The organism is Alteripontixanthobacter maritimus (assembly GCF_003340475.1).
Lineage (GTDB): Bacteria > Pseudomonadota > Alphaproteobacteria > Sphingomonadales > Sphingomonadaceae > Alteripontixanthobacter > Alteripontixanthobacter maritimus.
The window spans coordinates 1842088-1867197 of record NZ_QBKA01000002.1 but is presented as its reverse complement, the minus strand read 5'-3'; the positions used below and the strand labels follow the sequence as shown (position 1 = coordinate 1867197).

Annotated in this window: 30 protein-coding genes; 21 read left to right on the top strand and 9 right to left on the bottom strand. The window is 61.4% G+C overall.

Translation table 11 applies throughout. From position 1 onward, the window contains the following. Positions 1-151: 151 nt before the first annotated feature. The 3 genes from HME9302_RS09305 (at position 152) to HME9302_RS09295 (ending at position 3526) form a co-directional block, all read left to right on the top strand. Positions 152-1327, top strand: a complete 1176-nt coding sequence (locus tag HME9302_RS09305; protein WP_115366784.1) for an acyl-CoA dehydrogenase family protein — start codon at positions 152-154, stop codon at positions 1325-1327. Between the two features lie 135 nt (positions 1328-1462). Then, positions 1463-2602, top strand: a complete 1140-nt coding sequence (locus HME9302_RS09300; RefSeq protein ID WP_115366783.1) for an acyl-CoA dehydrogenase family protein — start codon at positions 1463-1465, stop codon at positions 2600-2602. Positions 2603-2719: 117 nt separating this feature from the next. Then, positions 2720-3526: an SDR family NAD(P)-dependent oxidoreductase gene (locus tag HME9302_RS09295; RefSeq protein ID WP_115367634.1), complete on the top strand. Its 807-nt coding sequence runs from the start codon at positions 2720-2722 to the stop codon at positions 3524-3526. A gap of 22 nt (positions 3527-3548) precedes the next feature. Here the strand turns inward: HME9302_RS09295 and gmk are convergent, their stop codons facing one another. The 3 genes from gmk to HME9302_RS09280 form a co-directional block, all read right to left on the bottom strand. Further along, complete coding sequence (gene gmk, locus HME9302_RS09290; RefSeq protein ID WP_230079947.1) at positions 3549-4184, bottom strand: guanylate kinase; 636 nt, start codon at positions 4182-4184, stop codon at positions 3549-3551. 74 nt (positions 4185-4258) lie between these two features. Beyond that, on the bottom strand, positions 4259-4690 hold the full coding sequence (locus tag HME9302_RS09285; protein ID WP_115366782.1) for a hypothetical protein: 432 nt from the start codon (positions 4688-4690) through the stop codon (positions 4259-4261). Positions 4691-4740: 50 nt separating this feature from the next. After that, on the bottom strand, positions 4741-5265 hold the full coding sequence (locus HME9302_RS09280) for an SspB family protein (protein ID WP_115367632.1): 525 nt from the start codon (positions 5263-5265) through the stop codon (positions 4741-4743). A gap of 109 nt (positions 5266-5374) precedes the next feature. Between HME9302_RS09280 and hisB the strand changes: the two genes are divergently transcribed. The 13 genes from hisB to pal all read left to right on the top strand — a co-directional run bounded on the left by hisB (position 5375) and on the right by pal (position 13654). Next, a complete protein-coding gene (hisB, locus tag HME9302_RS09275; RefSeq protein ID WP_115366781.1) occupies positions 5375-5968 on the top strand; it encodes an imidazoleglycerol-phosphate dehydratase HisB in 594 nt (197 codons plus the stop codon). Positions 5969-5975: 7 nt separating this feature from the next. Next, on the top strand, positions 5976-6608 hold the full coding sequence (gene hisH / locus HME9302_RS09270; RefSeq protein ID WP_115367631.1) for an imidazole glycerol phosphate synthase subunit HisH: 633 nt from the start codon (positions 5976-5978) through the stop codon (positions 6606-6608). Between the two features lie 10 nt (positions 6609-6618). Next, a complete protein-coding gene (gene hisA / locus HME9302_RS09265; RefSeq protein WP_115366780.1) occupies positions 6619-7359 on the top strand; it encodes a 1-(5-phosphoribosyl)-5-[(5-phosphoribosylamino)methylideneamino]imidazole-4-carboxamide isomerase in 741 nt (246 codons plus the stop codon). Then, entirely contained in the window at positions 7356-8123 is a 768-nt protein-coding gene (gene hisF, locus HME9302_RS09260; protein ID WP_115366779.1) for an imidazole glycerol phosphate synthase subunit HisF, read from the top strand. The genes hisA and hisF overlap by 4 nt, the downstream gene beginning before the upstream one ends. A gap of 81 nt (positions 8124-8204) precedes the next feature. Next, entirely contained in the window at positions 8205-8357 is a 153-nt protein-coding gene (locus tag HME9302_RS09255) for a PEP-CTERM sorting domain-containing protein (protein ID WP_115367630.1), read from the top strand. A gap of 75 nt (positions 8358-8432) precedes the next feature. After that, a complete protein-coding gene (locus HME9302_RS09250; RefSeq protein ID WP_115366778.1) occupies positions 8433-8756 on the top strand; it encodes a phosphoribosyl-ATP diphosphatase in 324 nt (107 codons plus the stop codon). Positions 8757-8760: 4 nt separating this feature from the next. Then, positions 8761-9138, top strand: a complete 378-nt coding sequence (locus HME9302_RS09245; RefSeq protein ID WP_115366777.1) for a histidine triad nucleotide-binding protein — start codon at positions 8761-8763, stop codon at positions 9136-9138. Positions 9139-9229: 91 nt separating this feature from the next. Next, complete coding sequence (locus tag HME9302_RS09240; RefSeq protein ID WP_115366776.1) at positions 9230-9691, top strand: YbgC/FadM family acyl-CoA thioesterase; 462 nt, start codon at positions 9230-9232, stop codon at positions 9689-9691. After that, positions 9692-10399: a protein TolQ gene (gene tolQ, locus HME9302_RS09235; protein ID WP_181815728.1), complete on the top strand. Its 708-nt coding sequence runs from the start codon at positions 9692-9694 to the stop codon at positions 10397-10399. Then, positions 10399-10848, top strand: coding sequence for an ExbD/TolR family protein (locus HME9302_RS09230; protein WP_115366775.1), 450 nt, complete (start codon positions 10399-10401; stop codon positions 10846-10848). Before tolQ ends, HME9302_RS09230 begins: the two co-directional genes overlap by 1 nt. A 13-nt stretch (positions 10849-10861) precedes the next feature. After that, positions 10862-11680 carry an energy transducer TonB gene (locus HME9302_RS09225; RefSeq protein WP_115366774.1) on the top strand — a complete coding sequence of 273 codons (819 nt, stop codon included), beginning with the start codon at positions 10862-10864 and terminating at the stop codon, positions 11678-11680. Between the two features lie 4 nt (positions 11681-11684). Further along, on the top strand, positions 11685-13082 hold the full coding sequence (gene tolB, locus HME9302_RS09220; protein ID WP_115366773.1) for a Tol-Pal system beta propeller repeat protein TolB: 1398 nt from the start codon (positions 11685-11687) through the stop codon (positions 13080-13082). A 50-nt stretch (positions 13083-13132) separates the two neighbouring features. Further along, positions 13133-13654, top strand: coding sequence for a peptidoglycan-associated lipoprotein Pal (gene pal / locus HME9302_RS09215; RefSeq protein WP_181815727.1), 522 nt, complete (start codon positions 13133-13135; stop codon positions 13652-13654). Between the two features lie 22 nt (positions 13655-13676). On the opposite strand, the gene HME9302_RS09210 is transcribed toward pal, so the two are convergent. Then, positions 13677-13928: a hypothetical protein gene (locus HME9302_RS09210; protein WP_147270797.1), complete on the bottom strand. Its 252-nt coding sequence runs from the start codon at positions 13926-13928 to the stop codon at positions 13677-13679. Between the two features lie 117 nt (positions 13929-14045). Between HME9302_RS09210 and HME9302_RS09205 the strand changes: the two genes are divergently transcribed. Continuing rightward, on the top strand, positions 14046-14582 hold the full coding sequence (locus HME9302_RS09205; RefSeq protein WP_115366771.1) for a J domain-containing protein: 537 nt from the start codon (positions 14046-14048) through the stop codon (positions 14580-14582). A 64-nt stretch (positions 14583-14646) separates the two neighbouring features. On the opposite strand, the gene HME9302_RS09200 is transcribed toward HME9302_RS09205, so the two are convergent. The 3 genes from HME9302_RS09200 to HME9302_RS09190 form a co-directional block, all read right to left on the bottom strand. After that, positions 14647-15549 carry an OmpA family protein gene (locus tag HME9302_RS09200; protein WP_115366770.1) on the bottom strand — a complete coding sequence of 301 codons (903 nt, stop codon included), beginning with the start codon at positions 15547-15549 and terminating at the stop codon, positions 14647-14649. Positions 15550-15788: 239 nt separating this feature from the next. Further along, positions 15789-17141, bottom strand: a complete 1353-nt coding sequence (locus HME9302_RS09195) for a cystathionine gamma-synthase family protein (RefSeq protein WP_115366769.1) — start codon at positions 17139-17141, stop codon at positions 15789-15791. A 204-nt stretch (positions 17142-17345) separates the two neighbouring features. Then, on the bottom strand, positions 17346-18821 hold the full coding sequence (locus HME9302_RS09190) for an SLC13 family permease (protein WP_115367627.1): 1476 nt from the start codon (positions 18819-18821) through the stop codon (positions 17346-17348). Positions 18822-18878: 57 nt separating this feature from the next. Between HME9302_RS09190 and HME9302_RS09185 the strand changes: the two genes are divergently transcribed. Next, positions 18879-19760 (top strand): Crp/Fnr family transcriptional regulator, encoded by an 882-nt coding sequence (locus HME9302_RS09185; protein WP_181815726.1) that lies wholly within the window; start codon positions 18879-18881, stop codon positions 19758-19760. A gap of 105 nt (positions 19761-19865) precedes the next feature. On the opposite strand, the gene infC is transcribed toward HME9302_RS09185, so the two are convergent. Further along, the gene (infC, locus tag HME9302_RS09180) at positions 19866-20345 is read right to left on the bottom strand and encodes a translation initiation factor IF-3 (RefSeq protein ID WP_230079946.1); all 480 of its coding nucleotides are present in this window, start codon (positions 20343-20345) and stop codon (positions 19866-19868) included. A 479-nt stretch (positions 20346-20824) separates the two neighbouring features. Beyond that, the gene (gene pdeM / locus HME9302_RS09175) at positions 20825-21517 is read right to left on the bottom strand and encodes a ligase-associated DNA damage response endonuclease PdeM (RefSeq protein ID WP_115366766.1); all 693 of its coding nucleotides are present in this window, start codon (positions 21515-21517) and stop codon (positions 20825-20827) included. Positions 21518-21563: 46 nt separating this feature from the next. Between pdeM and hemF the strand changes: the two genes are divergently transcribed. The 3 genes from hemF (at position 21564) to HME9302_RS09160 (ending at position 25076) form a co-directional block, all read left to right on the top strand. Then, positions 21564-22457, top strand: a complete 894-nt coding sequence (gene hemF, locus HME9302_RS09170; protein ID WP_115366765.1) for an oxygen-dependent coproporphyrinogen oxidase — start codon at positions 21564-21566, stop codon at positions 22455-22457. Between the two features lie 107 nt (positions 22458-22564). Beyond that, positions 22565-24610, top strand: a complete 2046-nt coding sequence (locus tag HME9302_RS09165; protein WP_115366764.1) for a putative bifunctional diguanylate cyclase/phosphodiesterase — start codon at positions 22565-22567, stop codon at positions 24608-24610. A gap of 16 nt (positions 24611-24626) precedes the next feature. After that, positions 24627-25076, top strand: a complete 450-nt coding sequence (locus HME9302_RS09160; protein WP_115367626.1) for a BLUF domain-containing protein — start codon at positions 24627-24629, stop codon at positions 25074-25076. The last annotated feature ends 34 nt before the right edge of the window (positions 25077-25110 follow it).

Sequence of the window (25110 nt, the reverse complement as noted above, 5' to 3'; positions counted from 1 at the left end):
AAGCTATGGCCTAGCGTAGGGCGTCGGCGTGCTGCGTCAACGCGCGTCATGCTGACGTTACGGCAAGGGGAGGGGCGCGTTCACGGCTTGCCGGATGCCATTGTTCTGGCCTAGCCTGCTTTGGTATCACCTACCCGAGAGGACGCAGCACATGGCCGATCTGGAAACCTTCCGCAGCGAAACGCGCGACTGGCTGGAGGCGAATTGCCCGCCTGAGATGCGCGCCCCCGTGCGCGACGAACGCGATGTCTATTGGGGCGGTCGCAACGCCAGTTTCAAGAACGATGCGCAAAAGGCGTGGTTCGAGGCGTGCCGGGACAAAGGCTACACTGTGCCCGCTTGGCCGAAGGAATACGGCGGTGCCGGCCTGTCGCCCGCAGAAGCCAAGGTGCTGCGCGAGGAAATGGGCGCAATCGGTGCGCGCCCGCCGCTTTCCAGCTTCGGCATCTGGATGCTCGGCCCGGCGCTGTTGAAATTCGGGACCGAGGAACAGAAGGTCCATTACCTTGGCCAGATCGCGCGCGGCGAAATCCGCTGGTGCCAGGGATATAGCGAGCCGGGCAGCGGCAGCGACCTCGTCTCCTTGCAGACATTCGGCGAAGATGCGGGCGATCACTGGGTGGTCAATGGCCAGAAGGTCTGGACCAGTTACGCCGATCAGGCGGACTGGATTTTCTGCCTGGTGCGGACCGACAAGTCGGACAAGTATCAGGGCATTACGTTCATGCTATTCGACATGGAATCGGACGGCATCTCGACCAAGCCGATCCTGCTGATCAGCGGCAACAGTCCGTTCTGCGAGACGTTTTTCGACGATGTCAAAGTGCCCAAGGGCCAGTTTGTCGGCGAAGTGAACCGCGGTTGGGACGTGGCGAAATATTTGCTCGGCCACGAACGCGAGATGATCTCAGGCGCCGATGGCGGCGACCGGACCAGCGCAATCGGTGCGGCGATGGCACGGCATTCGAACGAACATGCAGGCGAACTCGATCCGCTGCTGCGCGCCGAGCTGGCGATGTTCGATGTGGATGCGCTTGCTTATGCTTGCATGGGCGAGAAATTCCTCGACGAGATCAAGGTCGGTAAGGCGCATCCAGCGCAACCCAACACCATGAAATACGCGGGCACCGAACTGAACAAGCGCCGTCACGAACTGATGATGGCGACCGGCGGATCGCGCAGCCTGGAATGGGACAGCAAGGATACCGACGGCGGCACACCCGCGCGCAGCTGGCTGCGGACCAAGGCCAACTCCATTGAAGGCGGCACCAGCGAAATCATGCTCAACGTGATTTCGAAGCGTATTCTGGAATTGCCGGGGGCGTAAAACAGGGGCGCGAAAAGCCACAACCGTCATTCCCGCGAAGGCGGGAACCCAGTGTACCGGTTTCGACATTCCGCCCTGGGTCCCCGCCTTCGCGGGGACGACGAAGTTAAACAGATTTGGGGGAGTAACCCGAAAATGCCACTCTATCACGATGATGACCAAGCCATGCTGGCCGATACCGCGCGGCAGTTCATGGCCGAGGAAGGCAGCATCGCCAAACAGCTGCGCCATTGGCGCGACCGCGATTGCAAGGACGGTTTCGGCCATGGTCTTTGGGAACAGTTTGCCGAAATGGGCTTCACTGGAATGCTGGTTGGCGAGGATGATGGCGGGCTGGGCATGGGCCATGTCGAAGCCGGCATCGTGCTGGAGGAAATCGGACGAAACCTGACGCCGTCGCCGTTTCTCTCTTCTTCCGTGCTGGCCGCCACTGCTCTGGCGGGCGGCGACAAGGCGGCGCGTGAGAAGTGGCTTCCGGGGCTGATCTCTGGCGAGCATGTCTACACCGTCGCGATTGACGAAGGCGCCAAGCACCGCCCCCAGCGTATCGCCGCCCGCGCGGAGAAATCCGGCAATGGTTTTAAGCTTTCTGGGAAGAAGGATTTCGTCATCCATGGCGCCAGCGCCGACATGATGATCGTCGCCGCGCGCACTTCCGGCGACGACGATGATGAAGACGGCATCACGCTGTTTGCCGTACCGAAAGACGCTGCGAATATGAGCCATGACAGCGTCCGGCTGGTGGATAGCTCCATGGCGACGCACACCATTTTTGATGGGGTGGAGCTCGATGGCGACGCCGTAATCGGCGACGTCGATGGCGGGCGTGCATTGCTTGACCGGATGCTGGATGCAGGGCGGCTCGGCGCTGCAGCCGAAGGCGTCGGCGTGGCTGGCGGCGCGATGGATATGACCGTGGACTATCTCAAGCAGCGCAAGCAGTTCGGCAAGGTCATCGGCGAGTTCCAGGCGTTGCAGCACCGCGCCGCGCATCTCTATTCCGAAGTCGAAATTGCTCGCGCCGCCGTCATCAAGGCGCAGCAATTGATGGATGCCGGCAGCGAAAAGGCCAGCCTGATGGCATCCGTCGCCAAGGCCAAAGTATCGAAAACCGCAGGTCTCGCTGTGCGCGAAGGCGTGCAGATGCATGGCGGTATCGGCATGACCGACGAATACGATATCGGGCTGTACATGAAGCGCGACCGGGCGCTTGCCGAATTTCTGGGCGATGCGAACTATCACGCCGACCGCGTGGCCAGCCTGAGCGGATATTGATTGCTGCATAACCACACCTCGTCGTTCCCGCGAAAGCGGGAATCCATCTGGCCGGGTTTGCCCGATAGCCCTGGGTCCCCGCTTTCGCGGGGATGACGGATCAGGAGAAACAACATGATGACGCTGAACGAACTTTTCGGCCTCGAAGGCCGCATCGCACTTGTCACCGGCGGCAGCCGCGGGATCGGCAAGATGATCGTGGAAGGTCTGCTGGAAGCAGGCTGCGCGCGGGTTTACATCGTTGCCCGCAAGAAGGAGCAGGTCGACGAAACCAGCGCCGAACTGGGCGACAAGGTTGTTGGGCTGGTCGGCGATCTCAGCCAGATGGACGGCATCCAGACGCTGGCCGACGAGCTGGCCTCCCGCGAGGACAAGCTCGACCTGCTGGTCAACAACGCTGGCGCTGCCTGGGGCGAACCGTTCGAGAAGTTCACCGAGGCGGGTTGGGATCGCACGATGGACCTCAATGTGAAGACGCCTTTCTTCCTGACGCAGAAACTGCTGCCGCTGCTAAAAGCCGCCGGCACGCAGGAGCGCCCGGCCAAGGTGCTGATGATCGCCAGCATTGACGGCATGAAATCAAACCCCTGGCCGACCTATCCCTATCAGGCATCGAAGGCCGGTCTGATCCACCTGACCCGGCGCATGGCGGCCGAGCTGGTTGGGCACAATATCATCGTCAACGGCATTGGCCCCGGCGCCTTCCCCAGCGCCATGAACCGCGCCGCGCGCGATAATGAGGACATGGTCAAGAAAGGCATTCCCAGCCGCCGTGTCGGCGTAACCGAGGACATGGCAGCAGGTGCGATCTATCTACTAAGTCGGGCCGGCGATTATGTGGTCGGTACGACAATTCCAATCGATGGCGGCGTGGTGAACGCCAATATCGGTGCGGGTAATTTCGTCGATCCTGCGGGGGACTGATCCGACCGCCATTGCCGGAGACCTAACGCATCAGATCGCGCACGAAATCCACCAGCCCGGTCTGCCGGGCGCGGCGTTTGCGTTCCGATTTCAGGATCCCGTGGACCCGTTCGAAACAGCTTTCCACATCGTCGTTGACGGTCACGTAGTCATATCCGTCCCAGTGGCTGATTTCGCTGCGGGCGCGGTTCATACGGTCGGCCACCACCTCGGGCGTGTCCGTGCCGCGCCCTGCAAGTCGTCGCTCCAATTCTTCGATGCTGGGAGGTAGCAGGAAGACTCGTACCACGTCGGTTTCCATGCGCTGGTGCAGCTGTTGCGTGCCCTGCCAGTCGATATCGAACAGAAAGTCCTGCCCGTCTTTCAACCCGGCCTTTATCTGGGCACGCGGCGTACCGTAGAAATGATCGAACACGATCGCCCATTCCAGGAACTCGTCATTGTCCACCATGCGCTGGAAGGTTTCACGGTCGGTGAAGTGATAATCCTTCCCGTCTACCTCGCCTGGCCGCATCGGCCGGGTGGTGACGGACACCGACATCGCGATCTGGTTATCCGCGCCCAGTAGCTTACGCGCTATGGTAGTCTTGCCCGCGCCCGAAGGGGAGGACAGGACGAACATCAGTCCGCGGCGATGCAATGTATCGAAACCGGCCATGCGCGCTGTTGCCGCAGGCCGGGTTAAGAAATCAACCCTCTACCTGGTTCGGCGAGCCGCGACTGACAACAGGGTTATTCTTCGGCCTGCTTATCCAACTGCTTCAGTCCCGCACGTTTTGCAGAGCGCCGCGATTGGCTGCGGTCGAACAGGGTTTTGGCAACCATTCCTGTGCTGACAAGAACTGCGCCGGGTATCGAGCGAGTGGCGATCTTTGTGACCCCATAGGATGCAAGCGTGCTCAGCATGGAACGGTTTTCCACGATATCTTTCGCTAGTTTCGCGTCGAAACTGCGGCGAAGCAAGCCCTTCTGCAGGGTATGACGTGTCAGGCGGCCGATCCCACGCAGCGCAATATCGTACAAAATGAGATTGGTGGCAGGGTTCGGACTGGGGCCCGCAATCTCACGAGTTTCCGAACTTGGCGCACGGCTGGAATTGCCATCGATCGCGGCGGCCATCTTGTCGGTAATATGTTCTTTTTCCGGCTTGGACTTCTTTGCCATATCCGCTTCCCCAATCTATACCGCGCGCCCGGTATCGAGGGCGAGCCAACCTATTTCTTGCGGCCGAAATCGACCGTGACGACATTGCTGCCATCTTCGCTTTTACCAACGGGCTGCGAGCCGCCCTGTTCCGTTTGCGCGTCGTCCGCGCCGGGTTCGTCGTTCTGGGGGTCGTCATGCAACTCCGGCGCCATGTCGGCCACGGTTGCCTGAAATTGCAGACCGAAATCCACCGCCGGATCGACGAATGCAGTGATTGCGGCGAAAGGAATGTCGAGTTTGGCCGGCATCTGGTTGAAACTGAGGCCGACCGTGAAGCCTTGTTCATCCACACCCAGATCCCAGAACTTGTTCTGCAACACGATGGTCATTTCGTCGGGGAAACGCTCCATCAGATGCTGCGGAATCGATACGCCTTCGGCATGGGTTTTAAACGTGATGTAGAAATGATGGTCGCCCGGTAGTTCGCTGCCGCCGTCGATGATCTGGTTCAGCACACGGCCGACCACGGCGCGCAGCGCCTCCTGAACGATCTCGTCATAGGGGATCAGGCTATCGGGCATGTTTTCGTCCATATCGGGCGACAGGTGGCGGTGGGGACGGTCGCGGTCAACCCTGAAATGCGCGTATCGGTGCCCGCCACGGTGCTTGCGAATCCGGCTGTATGGCCCTAGCGCGCTACCCATGCGCACAGGCCGGATAGAGCGAAACACCACCGAAACGAAGATCGCCGTCGAGGTGAATCTCGACGGGACAGGCAGCTATGACGTATCGACCGGGATAGGTTTCCTCGATCATATGGTCGAACAGTTTAGCCGCCATTCGCTGATCGACGTCACTATGAACGTGGATGGCGATTTGCATATCGACCAGCACCACACCACCGAAGACAGCGCAATTGCGCTTGGTCAGGCCCTGTCGGATGCCTTGGGCGACAAGGCCGGGATCGGTCGGTACGGGCTTGCCTATTCGCCGATGGACGAGACACTGGCACGGGTTTCGCTCGATATTTCGGGCCGGCCCTATCTCGTCTGGCGGGCTGGCTTCAGCCAGGAAAAGCTGGGTGAGTGGGACACCGAACTGATCGAACACTGGTTCCACTCGGTGGGTCAGGCAGCAGGCATCACGCTGCATATGGAACTGCTTTACGGCAGCAACAACCACCATATTTGCGAGGCACTGTACAAAGGCTTCGCCCGGGCCATGCGGCAGGCGGTGGAGATCGACGCGCGCAAGGACGGTGCCGTACCCAGCACGAAGGGCCAACTTGGTGGCTGACACGGGCATGACCGCGCTTGTCGATTACGGCGCGGGCAATCTGCATTCGGTGCACAACGCCTTGCGGGTCGCAGGGCGCGAAGCAGGGGCCGAAAATGTTGTCGTGACCGACGATCCGGATACTGTGCGCCGCGCGGACCGCATCGTGTTGCCGGGTGTCGGCAGTTTCGGCGCGTGTATCGGCGGCTTGCGAGCGCTAGACGGCATGGTGGAAGCGCTGGACGAGCGGGTCCGACGCGACGGCGTGCCCTTCCTGGGCATATGCGTCGGAATGCAATTGCTCGCCACAAGGGGGCTGGAGCATGGCGGAACGCCCGGCCTCGGCTGGATCGCGGGCGAAGTGCGGCTGATCGAACCGACCGACCGGGGCGTAAAGGTGCCGCATATGGGCTGGAACGATGTTGCGGTAACCGGGCACCCCTGCATTGCGGGTCTGGTCGAGGATGGGGAGGCGTATTACCTCCATTCTTACGCTTTCCATCCGGCTCATGGCCATGACGTCGCGGCAATGACCGATCATGGCGGCGGCATCTGTGCGGCGGTGGCGCATGAGAACATTCTGGGTGTGCAATTTCACCCGGAGAAGAGCCAGGCCTACGGGTTGGCGCTGTTGCAACGCTTTCTGGAGTGGCGAACATGAAGGATTTGGCATGATCGTCTTCCCCGCCATCGATTTGAAGGACGGCCAGGTCGTCCGCCTTGCGGAAGGCGATATGGACCGCGCCACCGTTTACGGCGACGACCCCGCTGCACAGGCGATACTGTTCGCAGAAGCCGGCGCAGAACATCTGCATGTCGTCGACCTCGACGGGGCCTTTGCGGGCGAAAGCCGCAACCGCGAGGCTGCGGAGCGCATCGTCGAGGCGTTTCCCGGCCATGTGCAACTGGGCGGCGGCATTCGCACGCCGGAAGCGGTGGCAGGCTGGTTCGACCTTGGCGTCAGCCGCATCGTCATCGGAACCGCAGCGCTGACCGATCCGGCCTTCGTGCGAGCGATGGCCCATAATTACGAAAACGGCGTCGTAGTTGCGGTCGACGCAAAGGATGGAATGGTTGCGACGCAGGGTTGGGCAGAGGTGTCCGACGTGCCGGTTGCCGACATGGCCCGCCGGTTCGAGGATGCGGGTGTGGCGTCCGTGCTATTCACCGATGTCGGCCGCGACGGCTTGCTGAAGGGCTGCAACATCGACGCCACGCTGGAACTGGCGCGCAGCACCGATCTGCCGGTCATCGCCAGCGGCGGGGTGAAGGGGCTGGACGATATTCATCTGCTTTCGATCCACGCGCATGAGGGGATCGAAGGCGTTATCACTGGCCGCGCTTTGTATGACGGGCGGCTGGATCTGGGTGCGGCGCTAGCGATGGCGCAAAAGGCGGACGAGCGCGAATGACCGTCCGCATCCGCGTGATCCCTTGCCTCGATGTCGCCGATGGGCGCGTGGTGAAAGGGGTGAACTTCGTCGATCTGAAGGATGCCGGCGATCCGGTTGAACAGGCGCAGGCCTATGACGCTGCCGGCGCGGACGAACTGTGCTTCCTGGATATTTCCGCAACGCATGAAGGGCGTGGAACGCTGCTCGACATCGTCCGGCGCACGGCGGAAGTGTGCTTCATGCCGCTGACTGTAGGGGGCGGAGTGCGCGAAGTTGCGGATGCGCGGGCACTACTGCTGGCAGGAGCTGACAAGGTTGCGGTCAACAGCGCCGCGGTCGCGCGGCCCGAACTGGTAGGCGATATCGCGCAGAAGATGGGCACGCAATGCGTCGTCGCTTCGGTCGATGCGCGGCGGCGGCCGGATGGTGACGGTTGGGAGATTTTCACCCATGGCGGGCGCAAGCCGACCGGTATCGATGCAGTCAGCCATGCTATAAAGCTTGCCGAACTGGGCGCAGGGGAATTGTTGGTCACGTCCATGGATGGCGACGGAACGCAGGCTGGCTATGATCTGGAACTGACCCGCACCATCGCCGACGCAGTATCGGTGCCGGTGGTGGCGAGCGGGGGTGTCGGTACGCTCGATCATCTGGTCGAGGGGGTGACGAAGGGTCACGCCAGCGCCGTTCTGGCAGCATCGATCTTCCACTTCGGAAAACACACGGTCGGTGATGCGCATGCCGCGTTGCGCGCTGCCGGATTGCCAGCGCGGGCCGCTTAACTTTTGCAGGCGTCGCATCCCGAAACGGGACGGTTGTACCTGCGCGCTTGTTGCGGCGCACAATTCTGCGATGAAACCGTCATGCGCTACCTTGCCCTCATTGCCCTGTTCCCCGCCGCACCTGCCGCGGCGCAGGTTGCCACGGTGCCGGAGCCATCGAATTTGGCGCTGTTCGGACTTGGCGTCGCGGGCCTGATCATCGGGCGGTATGCAGCAAAACGATCAGGCGACTGAAAAGCGCGGCGTGAGTGGCCTGGAAGCTCCTTGACTACCCTTGACCCTGCAGCAGGCCTTTCGCATGGCGACGTGATGGACATTCTCTCCCGCCTCGAAACCACGCTGGCGTCCCGCAAGACAGCCGATCCAGAAACCAGTTACGTGGCGCAGCTGCATGCACGCGGCCTGCCCGTGATCGCACGTAAGTTGGGCGAAGAGTCGATCGAGGCGGTGGTGGCTGCATTATCGGGCGATCGCAATGAGTTGGTTGGCGAGGCGGCAGACGTAATTTTTCACCTGCTCGTCCTGCTTGCCGCCAGGGACATCACGTTGGACGAGGTGCTTGCGGAACTTGCGCGCCGCGAGGGACTTTCTGGTCTTGACGAAAAAGCCAGCCGAACTGCCAAGGATACCTGACCCGATGCCCATCAATCCCGCCGCCCCGTATGACGACCAGAACGTATTCGCCAAAATCCTGCGCGGCGAAATCCCCTCGCAGGAAGTGTATCAGGACGAATTCGCCTACGCCTTCCACGATGTGAACCCTCAGGCACCGGTGCATATATTGGTGATTCCGCGCGGATCGTATGTGAGCTGGGACGATTTCAGCGCGCAAGCCTCAGCCGAGGAAATTGCGGGCTTTGTCCGCGCGGTAGGCCATGTTGCCCGGGAACAGGGACTGGTGGTGCGTGGCTATCGGATGATGGCCAATATCGGCCGCAATGGCGGGCAGGAGGTCGCGCATCTGCATGTGCACTTGTTCGGCGGTCGGCCGCTGGGTCCGATGATCGGGGAATAACACCTCGCCGCCCCCTGCCATCGTTCCGCCGCGCGGTTGCACAATGCGCTTGCCGCCGGACTCGGGCCTTCGCTATTGCACGTCACGCACCATGGATAATCCCCTCCAGCCCCATACAGGCCGTTTCGACGGATCGCTGCACCAGTTCGCAGTGCGGGTCTATTACGAGGATACGGACCTGTCGGGCATCGTCTATCACGCCAATTACCTGCGTTTTTTCGAACGCGCACGGTCGGATATGCTCCGCCTGCTGAAGATCGACCAACGCGCGGCGATCGAAGCGGGGGAAGGCGCCTATGCCTTGGCCGACCTTAATATCCGCTATGTCCGCCCGGCAAAGCTGGACGATGCCATCCGGATCGATACGCGATGCGAGGATATGCGCGCCGCCAGTGTCCGGATGCATCAGTGCGCGTTTCGGGCCACAGATAATGAGCTGCTGGCAGAAGCGCGAATGCGTGTCGGCTTCGTCGCGCCCGATGGCCGCCCCCGCCGCCAGCCGCAGGATTGGCGCGATGCCTTTCAACCTGTTGTAACACCGGAAAAGTCATAAATGACCGTGATGAACCTCCTCGCCGTGGGCGCCAATGGGGCACCGACCCGGCTCGATCCTGTACAGCTGTTTCTCGAGGCCGACATCGTGGTGCAGGCAGTCATGGTCGGGTTGCTGCTGGCCAGCATCTGGACCTGGATGATCATCCTGTCGTTTTCGCTGCGGATGAACCGGCTGAATGCAAAGGGCCGCCATTACGAAACCGATTTCTGGGGCGCGAGCGATGTCGAGAAACACTTGCGAAGCGAGGACCGCAAGGCAGTGCCCGCCGCGCGGGTTGCGGCATCTGGCTATGGCGAATGGCGGCGCTCCACGGCAAAGGGCGTCAGCGACAAGGACGGCGCGCGCCAGCGGATCGCCGGCGCAATGGACGGGCAAGTCGCAGTCGAGGCGGACGAGCTGGCGGACCGGCTGAATTTTCTTGCTACCACCGGCTCGGTCGCCCCGTTCGTTGGCCTGTTCGGCACCGTTTGGGGCATCATGAACAGCTTCTTCCAGATCGGGCAGCAGAACAGTTCTTCGCTCGCAGTGGTAGCGCCCGGCATCTCGGAAGCGCTGTTTGCCACGGCTATCGGCCTGTTTGCGGCGATTCCGGCAGTGATCGCTTACAACCGGTTCAGCCATGCGGTGAATTCACATGAGGCGCGGTTGCAACGCTTTGCCGACCGCTTCCACGCCAGCCTCAGCCGCGAGCTGGATACGCTGTAATGGCGATGGGCGTCGCAAAAGTTGGAGGCAGGGCGCGCAAATCCCGCCGCACGCCGATGGCGGAAATCAACGTCACTCCGCTGGTCGACGTGATGCTGGTGCTGCTTATTATCTTCATGGTCACCGCGCCGTTATTGACGGCGGGCGTGCCGGTTGATTTGCCGGACAGCCGGGCCAACCCGTTGGACCAAACACCCGATCAGGTTACGATTTCGATCGACGATGGGGGGTTCATCTTTCTGGATGACGATGCGGTGCCGGTCGGCGGGCTGCCTGCCGCGCTGGACTCAGTGCGCGCGGCCAATAGTGGCGGGGAACTACCGATGGTGACGCTGCGCGCCGATCGCGGGCTCGATTACGGGCGGGTGATGGCAGTGATGGGCGAACTCAACCGGTCGGGCTTCACCGCCATATCGCTGGTCACAAACGGTTCAGGAGACGCGCCATAGCGCTGTGATCCTTATGGCAGCACGCACTCTTCGCAGCGAGGAAGCCATCGCACTCGGCATCGCTTTCGCGTTGCATCTGGGGCTGGCTGCCGTGCTGCTGACGCGGCCCGAAGCATTGCCGAAACAGCCAGAGCCGGAACGCATCGTGGTATCGCTGGCGACCGAAGTGGGGCTGGCAAGCACCGCGCCCGAACCAGTGCCCGAAAGCCGCGCGCCAGCAGCCCCCGACATGTCGCCGCAGCCCATCCCTGCACCGGTGACCCAATCCATGGAAGCACCTCCACAGCCAGTCATCGAACGCCCGGTACCGCAGCCGAAACCACGTACCCGGAATGCGCCGACGAAACGGGCCGAACCGCCCAAACCGAAACCGGCGGCAAAACCGAAACCGCAGCGGCGTGCGGCAGCCAAGCCTGCCGCGAAACCCCCGACTGCGTCACGCAAGTTCGACGATGCTTTTGCGGGCGCGGGCCAAAGCGCAACCAGTACGGAAACACGCGCGCCCGCCGCGACTTTCGGTGCGGCAGAACAAGCCCAGCTTTCCAGTGCCATCAACCGGGCGTTGAAACCGCACTGGCGCGCGCCGCAGGGGGTCGATGCCGACCGGCTCGTAACGGTCCTTTCGTGGCGCATGAACCCGGACGGATCGCTCGCGGGCACGCCGCGCGTCGTCAGCCAGTCCGGCATCAACGATTCCAACCGCCCGCAGGCGGCGCTCCATGCGGAACAGGCGATCCGCGCCGTGCAGCTGGCCGCGCCGTTCAATCTGCCGGACGAATTCTACGATAAATGGAAACGCATAAACGACTGGCGTTTCGACAGGAGACTTTGATTTCATGACCCTGCGCCACCTTATTATCGCCCTGTTTGCCGCACCGCTGATGTTCGCGGGCACTGTCCATGCGCAAGATCTCGGCCAGCCCGCGCCCGAAGGCGGCGAAGTGGAAACGGTCGAGGAGGAGCAGGGCGGACTGTCGGGTTCGGTCACCGATGAAAGCGAATGGCAGGACCTTGGTATTGCTATCCCTGGTTTCGCAACCGACCGCGACGTCTCCACGACCGCGCGCGGGCAAAGCACTGCGGCGCTGGGGATCGAGCTGGCGCGGGTGATTACCGCCGACCTCAAGAATAACGGGCTGTTCAAACCTACCGGCCCCGACGCATTACCGCGGCCGGATTACCCGCAGATCACCGATCCCGTCTGGACCACCTGGTCCAATCGCGGTGCGGAAATGTTGGTACAGGGGTATGTCCGCGGCCGCAGCGACGGCAAGCTGATCGTGGGCTGCTATCTCTATGATATGGCGCTTCGCGGCGAACTGGCGCGAGGCGGCTGGATCGTCCAGCCGGCCGACTGGCGGCGCGCCGCCCACAAATGCGCCGATCTTGTTTACTCACGTCTGTCCGGCGAAGATCCTTTCTTGGACAGCCGGATCGCCTACATCGCCGAAACCGGGTCAAAGGATAACCGTACCAAGCGCCTCGCTATCATGGACAGCGATGGGGCCAACCACCGCTTCATCACGCTGGGCGGTTCGACCGCGCTGACGCCGCGATACTCGCCCGATTACAAGCGGCTGATGTATTTGAGTTATGTCGATGGCAACCCGCGCATCTATATCTACGATATCGGCAGCGGGCGGCAGACGCTGGTGACGGAGAATACCAATCCAACTTTCGCCCCGCGCTGGAGCCCGGACGGCCAGTGGATCCTGTATTCGATGGCCGTGAACGGCAACACCGACATCTACCGCATTTCGGCAGCAGGCGGACCAAGCGTGCGGCTCACCGATACGCCGGGCATCGATATCGGCGGGTCCTACTCTCCCGATGGCAGTAAGATCGTGTTCGAAAGCGACCGGTCCGGCAGTCAGCAGATTTACGTCATGAACGCCGACGGGTCCGGTCAACGCCGCTTGTCCTTCTTCGGCGGACGCAGCGCGACCCCTGAATGGAGCCCGCGCGGCGATGCCATCGCCTTCACCCACATGGGCGGCAATTTCCGCATCGCGGTGATGAATACCAGCGGCAAGAACATGCGCTTCCTGACCGATAGCTGGCAGGACGAGGCCCCTACATGGGCCCCCAATGGCCGCATCGTGCAGTTCTTCCGTACGATACGAAACACGGGCGACACCGCGCTTTACCAGGTCGACCTGACAGGCGATAACGAACGCCGACTGCCAACGCCGGTAAATGCATCCGATCCGGCATGGGGGCCGATCCTTCCATGATCCGGAACGGAATACTTTAAGATTTCCAAGAACGTGCGAGGAGACTGCACATGAATAGCCGCACCCTGATTTTGACCGCAGCCATCGGCAGCCTTGCGCTGGCCGGTTGCAAATCCAGCGCACCGGACGATCTGCCCCCCGTGGGCGGTGATACGCCGGTGATGGATGCAGGTCCGGCAACGACGAACACCGGCGCTGGCCCTCAAGTGGGAACGCAGGATCACTTCGTGGCGGCCGTAAACGGTCAGAACGTGATCTATTTCGACACGGATCGCTACAACATCGACAGTCAGGACGCTGCTGCATTGCAGACGCAGGCGCAGTACATGATGCAGTACACCAACCTGAATGCCACGATTGAAGGTCATACCGACGAGCGCGGGACCCGCGAATACAATCTGGCTTTGGGGGAGCGGCGCGCGAATTCCGCGAAGAACTACCTGGTAAGCCTTGGCGTGCCGGCCGGACGCCTGCGGACCGTCAGCTATGGCAAGGAAGCGCCTGTCGCGCTCGGGTCCAACGCTCAGGCATGGGCGCAGAACCGCCGCGCCGTTACCGTCATACTGAACTGACCTAGACAATCGCTCGCATGGTCTATCGTGCGAGCCAAACATAAGGCGCCGGTACTTTCACAATCGTGAGGTGACCGGCGCCATTTTCGTATGCGCTTGCCGGCGTTGGCAACGCCTGCGGCGCAGGCAACTTCGCCGTCAGTGCGCACACCGTCATCAGCGATGCCGACAGAGCGGCGCAGAGGCGAAGCTGTTTGCTCATGGTGAAGGGAACGCGCTCGATCTGATGGCATGAAGAAATCTGACGCGCGTGTTGCGCCAGAGGTGTTAACATGCGCTCAATCCCGTGACTGAAACTGGGGGCCGGACCGGGCCGAGCAGCTCGCGAAAGACTGGCCACCACCGTCATGCTGGCCTATGGCGCACCACCTATGCTTGAACTGATTTCCTGATGGTGGGCGCACGCCGTTCCAACGACTGGGGCTTCCCCCGCTGGCGCAGCTACGACGCGACCGAGCGCGAGGCGGTGAAGGTGCGCTTGTGCGACCGGCACAATTGCAGCGAGCCGGGCGATTGCCCCGCACCCAAATCCCCCAACAATCCGGATCGCTGGTATTTTTGCCAGAAGCACGCAGCGGAATACAACAAGGGATGGGATTACTTCGAAGGTCTGGACAAGGAAGAAAAGGCCGCGCGCACGGCGTCCGAACAATCCGAAAATGCAGGCTACCAGGAATCGCAACATTACGGCTGGGCCACCAGTGGCGACGGCACCCGCAGCGCGGATGAAATGCGCGCGCTGGACATTCTGGAACTGGAAGCGGACGCGGAATTTGCTGCCGTGAAGAAAGCCTTCCGCGCCCGCGCCAAGGAAGTGCACCCCGACGTAAAACCGGATGACGCGGAAGCGGCGCTGGAATTCCAGAAGGTCAGCCTGGCCTACGACATTCTGAAGTCCGCAGAAGAACGGCGGGAGTGGAAGGGGTAGGGCTTACAGTTTGACTGTCAGCCCCGGAAAACAGCAGGCGGGCACGTTGGCCCGCCCCCGTTGCTTACACGCCATCCACGCTTTTGCTCACCAGCACATTTACCGAAACGCGGCGGTTCTGCGCCTTGCCTTCCGGCGTATCGTTGCTCGCCGCGGGATCGGCTTCGGCCATGCCCGTGGGAGTCAGCATTCGCCACGGCTCCCATTTGCAGGCCTGCTGGAGGTAATTGACCACTCTTCCGGCACGCTTCTCGCTCAGCACCTGATTGTAATCCTGACTACCCACGGAATCGGTATAGCCCACCACCAGCAATAGCGCGTTTTCCGTGGCATTGGCTTCGCGCGCAGCGTTGCACAGCGCAGCTTCGTCGGCGGGGCCCAGGTTCCACTTCCCCGTGTCGAAATAGACGTTGGTCACGCCCTTGATGTTGTATTTGTCGATGTCCGCCATGCGTCCGCGAAGCGCCTCGGCAAGGGCGGTGTTCTCATCGATAGCGGCACCTTGTTCGGCAAACTGCTGGGAAGTGCCGTTGCGGATCATGGAGGCGGTTTCGTAATCGCCGTTGTTGAAGCGGACATTGCTTGCCACCAATCCGCCATCCCATTGCACGGTTTCGACAGTCACGGGCAAGCCGTTGAGCAAGGCGCCCGAATCTAATGTCGTGCGCTCCAGACCCAGGAAGCCGCCCTTGCGCCTGACTTTGGTGGCATTGCTGAGATAGACTGTGACAACTGCTCCGTCTTCACCCGCGACCCGCATCGTATTGGCTCCGCGCGCGGCGATGATGCCTTCGATCTTTGGTCCGTCTTCATATCCCGACAGGTCTGCCGGCACCGCGCTGGTGACGGTGGTCACCATGTTGCGATCTTCGGGCATGGCCTGCTGCGCCGATACGGTGCCCGATATCGGCAACACCAGAATGGCAAGGGTGAGAAACGGTGCTGTCTTCCGGGAAATGGCACGCATGGCTGAATTCCTTCGATTGTCATCGGATTTGCTTGGGGGAAGCCCTCGGATGTTCCGGGCGACCTTTCATGCCGATGAACGTTTCCCGCGACTATGGGGCCGATATGGTTAACCGGAGCGCACGATGCGGCGAAGCGTTCGCGGGATCGCAAGCCGTTGGAGCTTTTTCGATGGCGACCGGCAGCCCCCTCGCCGCATCGGTTTGATGCGGCGGTTTGACGCGGCGAGGGGGGTATCGGTCAGACCTTGGCGAGCGCCTGATCGAAATCGGCAATCAGGTCATCCGCATCTTCGATGCCAATGGAAATGCGTACCAGGTTGTCGCCGATGCCAAGCTCCTGGCGGCGGCCATGGGCGACCGACAGGTGCGTCATGCTGGCAGGGTGGCTGGCAAGCGTTTCCGTGCCGCCCAGGCTGACAGCCAGTTTGGCGATGGTGAGGTTGTCGAGGAAGCGGAAGCATTCTTCCTCACCGCCCTTGATGAAGACGGAGAAAGTGCTCCCTGCGCCCAGGCAATGCCGGTCGTAGATGTCCTGCTGGCGCTCGTCGGAAATCATCCCGAGATAGCCGAGCCGCTCGACCTTTTCGTGACCGGCCAGAAACGCGCAGACCTTCTCTGCATTTTCACCGGCGCGCTGCATCCGCAGTTCGACCGTTTCGAGCGACCGGAGCAGCATCCACGCGGTGTTGGGATCGCAGATACCGCCCATGGTATTTCTGAGTGCGCGCACCGGGTCCATCCATTTCTTGTCGCCGGCGATACTGCCCGCCACGAGATCGGAATGACCCCCAACATATTTGGTAAGGCTGTAGGCAACGATGTCCGCCCCGTGATCGAGCGGGCGCTGCCACAGGGGTCCCAAGAACGTGTTGTCGATCGCGATCGGGCAGGATGTTCTTTCCGTGCTACCGCCTTCGGCTGCTTGAGCACCGCCAAGCGCCGCGTCGCGTGCCGCCTTCACGGCTTCCACATCGACCAGCGCGTTTGTCGGGTTGCCGGGGCTTTCGAGGTAGATCATCGCGACCTTGCCGCCATTTTCAGCAGCCATGGTTTTGGCCTTGTTCAGTACTGCATCCAGTTCCTCGCGCGTCGCGCCGGCTGGGAAGTCGACGTATTTCACGCCGAATTTGGACATTACCTTGGCGACGAAACCTTCGGATGCAGCGTAAAGCGGGCCAGAGTGGACGATGACATCGCCGGCGCTGCAATAGGCCAGCAGCATCACACAAATCGCGGTCATGCCGCTGGAGAAACTTAGCGCATCTTCCGCGCCGTCCCAGATGGCGAGCCGGTCTTCCAGGATTTCCTGGTTGGGGCCGTTGAACCGTGAATAGACCAACCCGTCCGCGCCGCCGGGCCGCTGGCCGGTGATGCCTTCGAAATGGCGTTTGCCCGCCGCCGCATTTTCGAATGCGAAGGTGCTGGTGAGGAAGATCGGCGCTTTCAGCGACCCTTCCGACAGGGCCGGATCGTATCCGTGGCCCATCATCAGCGTGCTGGGCTTCAGCGGGCGACCGGCGATTTCGGTAATTTCCTGCTTCGGTTTGCGGCGAGGCGTGGGGGTGTCGATCGGATCTGGAGCGTCGGTCATGGCGTTGGTGCTTTCCTGGGTTCACGAATGCTCCCAGGAAGGCAGGAGCCATTTTGTATGCGCGTGCCGCCCGCTCCTAACCTCCGCAGGAACGCATCTGCCCGGCATACCGGTTGCAATGGAAACCGAATTATCGCGGCTAATGGCGCAAGGCAAGGGGGGCGAAGGCGGGCCGCGCTAACTTATCCCGTGTCGGGCCCGTCCTCAGCTCGCGATAAAGGCAATGCCCCAAACGACGCCTACGATCAGCCCCACTCCGATGAGGTCGAGTACGAAACCAGCGCCGACCATCCGCTCGATCCGAATACGGCCGGTTGCCCATGCAATTGCGTTCGGGCCGGTTCCCGCAGGCAGCATGAAACCCCAGCTGGCGGCCAGCGCCGCTGGCATGGCGAGCAGCACGGGGTCTGCGCCCAGCACCGCCACAAGGCTGGCGACGACCGGAATGATGGCGCTGGCGGTGGCGACGTTGCTGGCAAATTCGGTAATCAGGATGACCATCGCGACCAGTGCCAGCGCCACCACCCACAGCGGCACGGCGGCAAGCGGCAATAGCGCGTTGCCGAGCCATGCGGCCAGCCCGCTTGCGCCCATACCCGCGGCCAGCGCCAGACCGCCGCCAAACATCATGATAACGCCCCATGGTGCGCGGTCCGCCTCCGCCCAATTGAGCAGCGGACGCGATTTGCCGCCGGGCCGGGTTCCATCAGGCAGGATGAACAACGCAAGGCTGGCGGCAATGGCAATAGTGCCATCGGTTAGCGATCCTGCGGGAAGGTGCGGTGCCAGTACGGGCTTTGCCATCCATAGCGCGAAGGTCAGGAAGACAATCGGCACCAGCCGCCGCTCCGCCGAACTCCATCGGTCCGGCACCTCAATTGCATGGCGGGCGCGGCCGAGGTCGAACGGGTGATCCGCCACCTTCTGCACTTTCGCTACAATCACCGCGGCGACCGGAACGCCAAGCACCACGATAGGCAGGCCGTACAGCGCCCACTGGGCAAAGCTTATCTCCATCCCGATGGTTTCGGCCAGTAGGCCCACGGCGATGGCGTTGGTCGGTGATCCGACCAGCGTGCCGAGCCCGCCGATACTTGCCGCGAAGGCAATGCCCATCGGCAGCGCGCCTGAAAGCCCATTCTTCACTGGCGTTTTACCTGGCATGGCAGCTGAACCGGTAGTTTCGCCGCCTGCCAGCACGGCGAGTGCCATCGGCATCATGATGAGTGTGGTGGAGGTGTTGGAAATCAGCATCGAGAGCACCGCGGCGCTCACCATGAAGGCCAGCAGAATGCGCGTTGCCCCAGTGCCGGTACCCGAACCGCCAGCCGTATCGCCCCCAACCGCGCGCAGGATTGCAAGGCTCAACCGTCGATGGAGGCCGGTTCGCTCGATCGCCAGCGCGATGAAGGCGCCGCCAAGGATCAGAAACAGGATGGGCGAATAGTATGCGCTCGCGGTTTCCCGGGCGTCCATCACCCCGGCAAAGGGCAGGACGAGGAACGGCATCAGCGCGGTAACGGTCAGCGGCAGCGCCTCGGTCATCCACCACGCCGCCATCAGCGCAACGAGACCGGCCACGATGAAGGCCTGCTTCGGCATGCCGGCAGGGGCGGGCAACACGACGGTGAGCAAAAACAATGCCAGGCCCACAATAAAGCCGATGCGGCAAGCCGATATCAAGATGCATCCCCAACTGCGCCGCCGTCGGCGGAGATGGGCGCTAGCATCAGGCTATTGCGCGAACAAGCTGGCGAACACGGCTTACGATGTCGTCGATGCAGAAATAGCATTTACCAAGTGGAATTTGGCTGCCATACTTCGTTTGTTTTCAACGACAAGGGCGCTTGGCAGGTAGTTTTATCGTTTTTTCAAAAGCCTCTTTCACTAGCAATCCTCAGGCCAACAAAAATGCGCAGTTTCCCGACCGACATCAGTGCTGACAAAGGGGGCAAGAACGGCGGACGACGAAAGCATGCCGGCGCATTGAAGCAGGCTTTCGAAACCTTGGGCACTGTGCGCAAGGTGGCTAAGGGCGAATATTTGCATCGCGCGGGTGACCCGCCACAATCAGTGTTCCTGATGCGTAACGGCTGGGTTTGCCGCGAACGGCTCGCCAACCAGCATACATACGCGATCACAGCGGTGTTATTGCGTGGCGATTTCGTGGGGCTGGACGGGATTTATGGCCAGCAAGTTACAGACGATATCCGGGCGTTGACGTCCTGTGTGGTTCAGGAGCTTCCACTGAGCGTTCTGGAAGCAGAAAGCCGCGCTGATCCGGCTGTGGCGCAGAGCATCATTTGCCATCTTACGCTCGACGGCGTGTTTCTGCGCGAAGCGCTGGTCGCGATCGGCAGGCAACTGGCCCCGGCGCGCATTTGCACTTTTATCGCCCAGACTTACGACCGATTGGTCGATGCCAGCCTGATCACGTCCGACGCCGCACGGTTCGACCTTCCACTCAAACAGACGGACATGGCTGCGGTGTTGGGGCTTACGCCTATCCATGCGCATCGTATCATCAAGGAACACAGGGAGCGCGGATCGTTCGATTTTCGCGCAGAGCGGGTCACGATCGGCGATATGCCGTTGGTTCGGAAACTGGCCCAATCGTGAAACGCCTGCTCCACCGGCACCCGATCGGTGTCGGGTCCGGGACGGAAGCAGGTGCTTGTTACGAGACGGGAATATTCGCTGGACCGGCCCCGCGGTTCCAAAATTCTATTTGGGCGAGATCACCATCAGCATCTGACGGCCTTCAAGCCGTGGAAACGCCTCGACCTTAGCCACTTCGCCAGTATCGTCCTGGACCCGCTTCAGCAGGTCCATACCCAGATGCTGGTGCGCCATTTCACGGCCACGGAACCGCAGCGTCACCTTCACCTTGTCACCCTGGTCGATGAACTTGAACACATTGCGCATCTTCACGTCATAATCATGCGTGTCGATATTGGGGCGCATCTTGACCTCTTTAATGTCCTGGGTCTTTTGCGTCTTGCGTGCGGCGCTTGCCTTTTTCTGAGCTTCGTACCGGAATTTGCCCACATCGAGGAACTTGCAAACCGGCGGTTTCGCCGATGGCGATACCTCTACCAGATTGAGTCCGACGGCAGCTGCCTGTTCGATGGCGTCGGCCGTGCCGAGCACGCCAAGGTTCTCACCATTTTCGTCGATCACGCGGACGGTGTCCGTGGAAATCATGTTATCGTAGCGCGGGCCGCTTTTCACAGGCGGTGATAATGAGCGCCGAGGGGGACGAGCTATGGGGCATTCTCCTGATAATTGCCGTTAGTCTGCCCGCCCATGTAGGGTTTTCGTGCGGGATTCGGAAGTGGGTAAGTTGGCGCGGCGTGTTTTTTGTTTTGAAGTGTTTTTTTGGTGTTTTTGTTTTTGGCCCTGCGGGCGGGAGTTTTTTGTTTGGACCCTGCGGGCGGAACCCATCCGGGTTCCTTGCCTCCTCGCATAAGCTCGGGCGGCCGTTCGGCCTTGCGGTCCGCTGGTCGCGGACCGGACTTGCGCTACGCTACCGATATAGCACCCGGTTCCTGGTCACGGCAGTCAAAGGCCCAAAGGGCCGCCCGCAGCGAAGCGAGGAAAGCCTAAGGGAGCGGACGCGACCGCCGGCGCTTGAGGCTAGACCAAAAACAAAAACCTCCCGCCGGCGCTTGAGGCAAAACAAACTAAGCCGCCTTCGCCCACAGCCGGAATTCCGCCAGTTTCTCGCCTGCGTGCAGTACGGCGCTAATCTCGTCGGCAGGCTGGAGGGCTTTCAGGATCGCAGGGTCGCCCGCATCCATTCCGCCGGTGAGCGAACCGAAGGCAGGCAGGATCAGCCGGTCGGCACCCGCTGTGTCGCGGCTGCGTACGGCACATGGTCGGGCGATGCGGCGGCCACGCAGTCTGAGGCGCAGTTTGGGGTGGAAATGGCCGGAGAGTTCAGGGCGCAGCTCGCCGCGCTTGGCAATATGGCGCAGGATCATGCCGCCGATTTCCAGCTCGTCCGCCAGCGTACCGCCCGCCGCTGCTTCCATCGCGCTATCGTGATTGCCGGTGATCCACACCCAGTCCACCGCGCGGGTGAGGGCAGCCAGCATCCCGGTGGCGTGCGGCTCCATCCGTTCCGCTGCGTGACTGTCATGAAAATTGTCGCCCAGCGTGAACACCCGCCGCGCGCCGGTTTCCCGAATGGCGTGTGCCAGCCGCTCCAAAGTCTCGCGGCTGTCATAGGGTGGCAGGAACTGACCATGTTTGGCGTACCAGCTGGCCTTTTCCAGATGCAGGTCCGCCACCAGCAGCGCGCGTTCCGCCGGCCAGTACAGCGCATGGTTGCGCGTGAGGATCAATTCCTCGCCAGCGAACGAAAGGGGAACCATAGTCCAGCTATTGCCCGGACTCTCGCGCTTTGGCAAGGTATCCGTGATGACCGATTGGGCCCCCTATACCATCCGCGCCAAGGATTGGTTCGAAGCTTTGCGTGACAGAATCTGCGATGCCTTCGTCCAGATCGAGCGCGAGGCAGGTAGCAATGCCGCGTTCGAATTTATCGAATGGGACCGGGAGGAAGAGGGCAACCCCGATCCTGGCGGCGGCGTGCGCGGCGTGATGAAGGGCAAGGTGTTCGAAAAGGTCGGCGTCAATGTCAGCACGGTGCGCGGCGCCTTCGCACCTGAATTCGCGCGCACCATGCATGGCGCGGCGGACAGTCCCGAATTCAACGCGACCGGTATCTCGTTGGTGGCGCATATGGCCAATCCTCACGTGCCCGCCGTCCATATGAACACCCGTTTCCTGGTGACCGGGAAGGCGTGGTTCGGGGGCGGGGCGGACCTCAATCCGCCGATCCCCTATGAAGAAGATACGGCCGAATTTCACGCAGCCCTGCGCGCCGCCTGTATGGCGCACAACCCCACCTATTACGATCGGTTTTCGAAATGGGCGGATGAGTATTTCTACATCCCGCATCGCGGCGTTCATCGCGGAGTTGGAGGTATCTTTTACGATCACCTGGAATGCAGCGCGCCGGATGACGATGCTGCCGAACAGGAGAGTTTCGATGAGAACGCTGCGTTCGAGCGCAATTTCGCTTTCACCCGCGATGTAGGAGAAGCATTCCTCAGCGTGTATCCACGCATCGTGCGGCGTCATGTGGCCGATGAATACACCGCCGCCGACAAGGCAACCCAGCTGGAATGGCGCGGACGCTATGCCGAATTCAACCTGGTGCATGATCGCGGCACCCTGTTCGGCCTGAAGACCGGCGGCAATATCGACGCCATCCTGATGAGCCTGCCGCCTGAAGCGACGTGGAGCTGACGACCCGCAAAAACCCCTAATCGCATTTGCACAACGCTTTTACTGTGCTTGCCTAGGCATAGTCCCTCCTGTGATGCATCGCGCAGCACCTTATCGAGCGGATTATCATGCGTGTATTTGCCTGCCTTGCTCACGATCACAATCTGATGCTCGTCCTGCTGGCAGCGGTAATGTGCGTGTTCGGGGCGTTCGTATCGGTCAAGCTGTTCGCGCGGATGCTGTCGGAACGCGGGTTGCCGCGGTTCTACTGGCTGTTCCTTTCGGCGGTCACGTCGGGTTCTGCGATCTGGACGACCCATTTCATCGCCATGCTTGGATATAATCCCGGCGTCCCGATCACATTCGACGCGACGCTGACGATCGTATCCGCGCTCATCGCAGTGATTGGCAGTGGTATCGGCCTCTCGCTGGCCAACTTGCGCAGCAATACCCTGGCAGCAATCTGCGGCGGCGGTACGATCGGTCTGGCAATCGCGGCGATGCATTATGTCGGAATGTTTGCCTACCGGGTCGATGGCGTGGTGCGCTGGCTGCCGGAATATGTGGTGCCGTCGATCATCGGATCGGTCGTGCTGTCAGTGGCAGCAATAGACCAGTTGCGGCGGCGACCGTCGGACAGACATCAGTGGAAGGCGACGGCGCTGTTCGTGGCGGCCATCGTCACCCTTCATTTTGTCGGCATGGCAGCATTCGTTGTCACGCCGATCGCCGGCTTTTCCAGCGGAGCGGACAGCGAAGCCTTTACCGCCATGGCGGCAGCGGTGGCGATGGTGGCACTGCTGATCGTGGGTACCGGCATCACTACCAATCTGGTGGAAACGCGCACCCGTACGGATTCGCGTGACAAACTGCGACATCAGGCGCTGCACGACGCGCTGACCCAGCTTGCGAACCGCCGGTCGTTTACGGAGCAGTTGACCAGGGAATGCGCCGCCTTGCGAACCGGCCATGCCAAACCGTTTGTGCTACTCATGATCGACCTCGACCGGTTCAAGCACGTTAACGATACGCTTGGTCATCCCGTCGGCGATGAGGTGCTGCGGCGGGTAGCGGTACGGCTCGGCCGCGCAGTGCGAAGCGGCGATTTGGTGGCCCGTCTGGGCGGGGATGAATTCGCCGTGATCGCGCGCGATATAACCAGTCCAGGAACCGCAGAATCGCTTGCACAGCGCATAGTCGAAGTGCTTTCCAGACCCTTTGTGATCAATTCCAGCATCGCCGAGATCGGCGGTAGCGTCGGACTGGCGCTTGCGCCGGAACACGCCGGCGACACTGACACGCTGATCCAGCACGCAGATGTCGCTTTGTACACAGCGAAGCGTGGCGGCCGGAACCGCCACTTTACCTTCGACCCTGCTCTGATCGAGCAATTGGAGGACCGGCGGGCGATGGAATCCGATCTGCGGCGCGCCGTTATGCGCGAGGATTTCGCAGTGGTTTATCAACCAGTCATGGACACCGCATCCGGCGAATGCACAGGGGCTGAGGCGCTGGTACGCTGGAACTGTTCGGATCGCGGCGATGTCCCGCCATCGAAATTCATTCCCATGGCGGAAGAACTGGGCCTGATAACCCGCATCGGTTCGCAAGTGCTGCGCCGCGCCTGCATTGATGCGGCTTCATGGCCTGACAAGGTTGCGGTTTCCGTCAATGTCTCACCAGTACAGCTGATGGACCCCCGTCTTCCGCAGACGGTCACCCAGGCGCTTGAGGAATCCGGCATTACGCCAGCGCGCCTTGAGCTGGAAATCACTGAAACCGCGTTGTTGGGCAATGACGAAGAGGCGCTGCAGATGCTCAAGCAGATCAGCGGCATGGGTGTGAGGATTTCGCTGGACGATTTCGGGACCGGCTATTCCTCGCTCAGCTATTTGCATCGGTTTCCCATCGACCGGATCAAGATCGATCGTAGTTTCGTGGCGCAACTGCCGGACGATCCCGGCAGCGCGTCGATTGTGCGGGCCATCGCGCAGCTTGGCGTGAGCTTGGACATGCGGATTACTGCAGAGGGCATTGAGACGGCGGCGCAGCACGACTTCATCACCAAACACGGATGCAGCAACATGCAGGGTTACCTGTTCAGCCATCCGGTACCGCACACACAGATCTGCGCCCTGTTCGACAGCAAGGCGCCGCGCAATGCGGCAGCCTGAGCCGAGGAAAATGTCCATGCTCCAACGTTTGTTATACACCAGCCACGCCGCGCTGGGGGTACCCGAATACGAGCAGGAGAGTTCGGTTCGAAGGCTTGCCCAGGCGTCAGCCGCACGTAATTCGGCCAAGGGCCTGACAGGGGTAATGTTGTTCGTCCAAGGGCAGTTCATTCAGGTGCTGGAGGGTCCCGGAGAAGCGCTGGAAGAGATATTCGAGCGTATCTGCGGCGATTTCCGGCATCGGCAGGTAAACCTGATCGATCTGGGAGCCGTACCTACCCGCATCTTTTCCGAATGGGGCATGGTTTCGATGACCGATGGATCGGAAACCCCGGAAGCGATCAGAGCGTCGCTTAGCGAAATTCCGTATCTGGCAGAGCTTAATGCGCGAGAAGCGATCCTGCAGATACGCGGTGCACTCGATAAATATCAGGAGACGCAGCAAGCCGGGAGCAAGGCTGCTTAGTTAGGGGCCAGGCGCGCCCTGCCAATCGAACCCG